We start from the raw sequence: 5,421 nt of genomic DNA on the forward strand, positions 1-5,421 counted from the left end.
TCCACATTCCTAGCCGGGATTTCGCCTTAAATCCATCGAACTGCGTAACATCTCGCTATGCAGACAAAACAACACGCGTGCTTCTGTGATCACTGCGGCAGGATCACGAACCACGTGACCCACTATGTAAAGGCCGACGGCGGTGGCCAGCTGATCGCGACGGTGCGGTGCGCTGAGCATGCAGAGGAAGCCGTCTGACGCTGAGGTCGCTGGACCGCTTGATTCTGGGTCAGTCCGACCGACTTGGGCATCCCGGTCATCCGTCCTTGAAGTGGTTCCACTCGTTCATCCCTGGCCGCGGTGGTCGCTGCCTCGCATCCGTGCGGCCACGATGATGCCGGAGAGCGCAGTCAGGCCGGCGACGACGGCGACGGCTGCCGGGATGCCGTAGGCGTCGGCGATGATGCCGGAGAGCAGGGCGCCGACGGCGAACCCGCCGTCGCGCCACAGCCGGTAGATGCCGACTGACCTGGCCCGCCATTCGGGGTGGGCGACATCGCCGATCGCTGCAAGCAATGTGGGGTAGACCATGGCGGTGCCGGCACCGAGCAGGACGACGGCGGCAAGCCAGGTTCCGAAGTCATTTCCGAGGGCGACCATACCGAGCCCCAGGGCTTGGACGAGCATGCCTCCGGCGATCAGCGGTTTGCGCCCGATCCGGTCCGAGAGGGCGCCGGTGATCAGTTGACCGGCGCCCCAGACGGCCGGGTAGACGGCGGCGAGGATGCCGATGCGTTCGATGCTGAGCCCTGCGGCGGCGAACAGGACAGGGAACAGGCCCCAGGCGAGGCCGTCGTTGAGGTTGTTCACCATCCCGGCCTGGCTGACGGAGGACAGGGACTTGTCCCGGAAACTGGTCAGAGTGAACACCTCACGGTTGCTCAGCCCGGCATGGCTGCCGGCGTGGACCGGGACGTGCGCTGCGGCTTCGGCTTTGGCGTGGTGGTGTGTTTCGCCGATGGTCAGCACGGACATGCCGAGGCCGACGGCGATGAAGGCAGCGCCGAGCAGGAAGGGCCCGGGGCGCAGTCCGTAGGAGGAAGCGATGTAGCCGGTGGCCAGTGCGGTGCCTGCGACGCCGAGGTAGCCGGCTGCTTCGTTCAGCCCCATTGCCAGGCCGCGGCGTTCGGGACCGACGAGGTCCATTTTCATCATCACGGTGGTGGACCAGGTCAGGCCCTGGCTGATGCCCAGAACCACGTTGGCTGCCACGATCCATCCCCAGGAAGGCCCGAAGATCAGCAGGAGGGGCACCGGGAGGGCGATCAGCCAGCCGGCGACGAGGACCGGTTTGCGGCCGTAACGGTCCGAGAGGGTTCCGGCGAAGTAGTTGGTCGCGGCTTTGGCCAGACCGAACGCCAGGATGTAGGTCAGGGCCGACGTATACACGTCGAGGTGGAAGACTCGCTCAGCCAGCAGCGGCAGCACGGTGCGTTCCTGGCCGAGGGTGCCGCCGACCAGGGCGTTGACGGCGACGAGGAGCATGAACTGGGCCAGGTTCTGCCGCAGTCCCAGCGTGATGACCTCGGTTGTCCGAGGCTGCTGGCGGGAGGGGGTGTTGCCTAAGGCCATTGGCGGATCCTGTCGGTGTTAGGGGTGCCGGTCAGCGGGCTTGGACGGTGGCCATCATGCCTTGGTCTTCGTGGTCCAGAATGTGGCAGTGGATCACGGTGCGGCCGGCGAAGTCGTCGAAGGCCACCCGGACTTTCACTTGGCTGCGGGCGGGGACGTTGACTACGTCCTGCCATTTGGGCCTGGTCACGTCGCGGTCGCCGTCCTGGACGATCTGCATCGGCCACACATGCAGGTGGATGGGGTGGTCCATGGGGCTGGAGTTGGTCAGGGTCCACTCTTCCACGGTCCCGGCTGCGGCCGTCTCGTCGAGCCGTTCGGGGTCGAACTCCCGTCCGTTGATGGTGAAGGCCATCATGGTGCCCTGTCCGCTGCCCATTCCCGCGCCCATGTTTCCATTCATGCCCATGGCGAAGTTCAGGGTGCGGGCGGCGGTGACCGGTTCGTTCCGTAGATCGCGCAGGGGCCGGCCCTCGGGCACGGGCCCGGGGTCAGTGCCCGCGCTTCCCGAGACGGCCAGGGTGAGCAGTTCGACCGGGCCGCCACCGGATTCGTTGTCGCCCCTCATGGCCCTGCCCATCATGGCGTTCATGCTGCCGCGGTCCAGGGCGGCAGCCGTGAGGGCGGCGGACCCGTCGCGGGTTTCCACGAGCAGCTCTACGCGGTTGCCGGGGGCGAGAACCACTTCGGTGACGTCCTCGGGGATCGGCAGGCGCCCGAGGTCCCTGCTGAGCAGCCGGACCTGCTGTCCGTCAAGTGCCAGGCGCAGGTACCGGGAGGGGCAGGCGTTGATGATCCGCCACCGCTCCCGTTCTCCGGGCGCGGCGCGCAGTTGCGGGCGGAGTTGCCCGTTGACCAGGACGATCTCTCCCTCACGTCCCATCATCTGCTGCATCTGGTCCACCTCGGCGAGATTGCCGGCAGCGTCGAGGGACAGGTCGGAGACCACCAGCACCCGCTCCCGGGTGACCGGAACCGGGTCGGGGTCCTCCACCACGATGGCCCCGTAGAGGCCGGCGGCGACCTGGTCGGCGGCGTGCCCGTGGCGGTGCGGGTGGTACCAGTAGGTACCAGGCGGGTGGTCCTCGGGCAGGGTGAACTCGTAGTCGAAGGACCCGCCCGGGTCAATGCTTACGAACGGGTTGTCGCTGTTGCCCTGTGGGGAGACGTGCAGTCCGTGCACGTGCAGGTTCGTGGGAGCCTGCAGCCCGTTGCGCAGTGTGACCCGGATCGTGTCGCCCGCGCGGACCCGCAGGGTCGGACCGGGCAGTGAGCCGTTGAACGCCTGGACGGAGGCATCCCGCCCGCCGACCCGGACCCGTGCCGGCGCGGCGGTCAGGTCCAGCTCCAGCACCCGGTCGCGGCTGGCCAGCACCTGGGGTTCGGTCAGGTCCTCACCCCCGGTGTATCCGGGTCCGTTGCCGGTGGCCAGCCACAGCCCGGCGCCGCCGGCAGCCGTAGCGCCGGCCCCGACCGCACCCAGTGCCAGCAGCTGGCGGCGTGTCAGCGGCCTCACCGGCCGTCCTCCTCCAGTATCCGTCGCCGGGACGCGCTGATGCCGGTGGTTCTATGCCCTGGCTGACTGGCCAGAGTTCTGCCAGGCGTCCCAGGCGGCGTAGCTGCCGTCGAGCTCGACGACGTCGTACCCGGCGCGGCGCAGGGCGCTGGCAGCCACGGAGTTCCGGACCCCGGACTGGCAGTAGGTCACGATGGTGCCGTCGGTGGGCAGCTCATCGAGGTGCCACATGACACGGCCGCCGCTGAGCTGGTGGGAGCCGGGGATGTTCCCGGCGGTGTGCTCGGTGCGGTTGCGGACGTCCAGGACCATGGCCGCATCGAAGTCGGCGAGGGCGGCGGGTTGGATCAGCTTCGGGGTAAACGTGGGGAGTCCTTCAAAGGTGGTGACGTAGCCGGCGACGTTGTCGATGCCGACCCGGACGAGGTGGTCCCACATGTCCTGCGCGGTTTCCTGGTCGGAAGCCAGGAGCACCAGAGGGTTCTTGTCGGTTTCCGGGTTGACCACCCAGGAGCCGTAGCTGGCCACGGACTTGCCGGCGGGAACGTTCAGTGAGCGAGTGACCGTGCCTTCGTGGACTTCGGTGTGGGGGCGGGTGTCGATGAAGGTGACGGTGTCCTCGGCGAGGTCCTTCGCGACGTCGGCCGGGTCCAGTTCTTGAAGCGGGGCGCGTTCGCCCATGATGGCCGGGCCTTCACGGTTTTCGCGCTTCATGCGGCCGAAGTAAGCGTGCGCGTCGGGCTGGCCGTCGAGGAGTTCGTCGATGAAGCCCTGTTCCTCGTTGGCGGCCAGGTACGGGCCCCACCAGGCGTAGAGGCGCTCGTAGCCGACGGTGGAGGAGGGGATGGCGCCCAGGGCCTTGCCACAGGCGCTGCCCGCGCCGTGGGCAGGGTGGACCTGGACGTAGTCCGGCAGGGTCAGGAACTTGTCCCGCAGGCTGGCGAACAGCTGCTTGGCGCCCTCGAAGCGGGTGTCGATGCCGCCGGCTGCCTCGTCGAGCAGGTCCGGACGGCCCAGGTCACCGGAGAAGACGAAGTCGCCGGAGAGCAGGTAGCCGGGCTGGTCGCTGAATGCGCCGTCGGTCACCAGGAACGACAGGTGCTCGGGGGTGTGCCCGGGGGTGTGGAGGGCCTGGATGCTGATGTTGCCAATGGTGATGGTGTCACCGTCGTAAAGGCGTTCGCCGTCGAATTCGTATTGCCAGTCCGGACCGCCTTCACCGGAGACGTAGATTTTCGCGCCCGTGGCGGCGGCGAGTTCGCGGGTGCCGGAGAGGTAGTCGGCGTGGATGTGGGTTTCGGTCACGGCGACGATCTTCATGCCGTTCTTCTTCGCCAGATCCTGGTAGACCGCGATGTCCCGGCGGCCGTCAACCACCACTGCGGTTCCGTTGGCCTGGCAGCCGATCAGGTAGCTGGCCTGGGCGAGGTCTTCATCGTAAATGCGCTCGATAAGCATTGGTGCTCTCCTTCATGAGGGGAAGTTTCGTGTCTGTTCCTGCATCAATTCTAATACCCCTGGGGGTATCCCGCAATGCTGGGTGTAGCAGCTGTCTTTTTGTTGGGATGTTAGGGGTGGTGCTGCGCTGAGTCGGCGCGGAGCTTGTCCATGTCCAGGTTCTTTACGCCCAGAATGACTTCTTCGAGTCCGGTGGCGTTGAGCGCTCCGGGCTGGGAGAAGACCAGGGTTTTGTCCTTGAAAGCCATCAGGGTGGGGATGGAGGTGATGCCGGCCGCGGCGGCGAGGGCCTGTTCGGCTTCGGTGTCGACCTTGGCGAAGGTGATGTCCGCGTGCCGTTCGGCGGCGGCGCCGTAAGTGGGTGCGAACATGCGGCAGGGGCCACACCAGGCTGCCCAGAAATCAACGAAGACGATCTCGTTGTTCTCCAGGGTTTCGGCGAAGTTCTGTTCAGTGATGTCGATGGTTGCCATGACCAGTTCGTGTCCTTCCGGTGTCCTCTAAAGCGGGCATATGGTCCTGACCGGCGGTCAGGTGGTGGGGAGGCCTGCGCGGTTCCAGGCGATCATGCCGCCGGCCATGGTGTCGGCGGTGAAGCCGGCCCCGTTGAGTGCGTCTGCGACGCGGGCGGACCGGTTGCCGCTGCGGCAGACAGCGATGACGGGGACTGTGGGGTCCAGCTCGGACAGTCGCGCCTGCAGCTGCCCCATGGGGATGTGCAGTGCTCCCGGGATCATGCCTTCGGCGACCTCAAAGTCCTCGCGGACATCGAGGATCCGGTCAGTGGATCGGCGCTGGTCGGCTTCGTTGACGGTGATTTCAGTCATCGGTTTCTCCTTCGGATAGTTGGGCTGTTGTCCTTAGCGGACGGGTTC

General features: G+C 66.8%; 6 protein-coding genes. 1 reads left to right on the forward strand and 5 read right to left on the reverse strand.

What is annotated here, in order from left to right; all coding sequences use genetic code 11:
- Positions 1 to 57: 57 nt before the first annotated feature.
- Complete coding sequence (locus V6M49_RS04385; protein WP_157769000.1) at positions 58 to 198, forward strand: hypothetical protein; 141 nt, start codon at positions 58 to 60, stop codon at positions 196 to 198.
- Between the two features lie 87 nt (positions 199 to 285).
- Here the strand turns inward: V6M49_RS04385 and V6M49_RS04390 are convergent, their stop codons facing one another.
- The 5 genes from V6M49_RS04390 to V6M49_RS04410 form a co-directional block, all read right to left on the reverse strand.
- On the reverse strand, positions 286 to 1,572 hold the full coding sequence (locus V6M49_RS04390) for an MFS transporter (protein WP_332760213.1): 1,287 nt from the start codon (positions 1,570 to 1,572) through the stop codon (positions 286 to 288).
- Between the two features lie 31 nt (positions 1,573 to 1,603).
- Positions 1,604 to 3,088: a multicopper oxidase family protein gene (locus V6M49_RS04395; protein ID WP_332760215.1), complete on the reverse strand. Its 1,485-nt coding sequence runs from the start codon at positions 3,086 to 3,088 to the stop codon at positions 1,604 to 1,606.
- Between the two features lie 51 nt (positions 3,089 to 3,139).
- Positions 3,140 to 4,546, reverse strand: a complete 1,407-nt coding sequence (locus tag V6M49_RS04400) for an MBL fold metallo-hydrolase (RefSeq protein WP_332760217.1) — start codon at positions 4,544 to 4,546, stop codon at positions 3,140 to 3,142.
- Positions 4,547 to 4,656: 110 nt separating this feature from the next.
- Positions 4,657 to 5,019: a thioredoxin gene (trxA, locus tag V6M49_RS04405; RefSeq protein ID WP_332760218.1), complete on the reverse strand. Its 363-nt coding sequence runs from the start codon at positions 5,017 to 5,019 to the stop codon at positions 4,657 to 4,659.
- A 57-nt stretch (positions 5,020 to 5,076) separates the two neighbouring features.
- Positions 5,077 to 5,373: a rhodanese-like domain-containing protein gene (locus V6M49_RS04410; RefSeq protein WP_332760220.1), complete on the reverse strand. Its 297-nt coding sequence runs from the start codon at positions 5,371 to 5,373 to the stop codon at positions 5,077 to 5,079.
- Positions 5,374 to 5,421: the final 48 nt, after the last annotated feature.

Source organism: Pseudarthrobacter sp. (genome assembly GCF_036675385.1).
Lineage (GTDB): Bacteria > Actinomycetota > Actinomycetes > Actinomycetales > Micrococcaceae > Arthrobacter.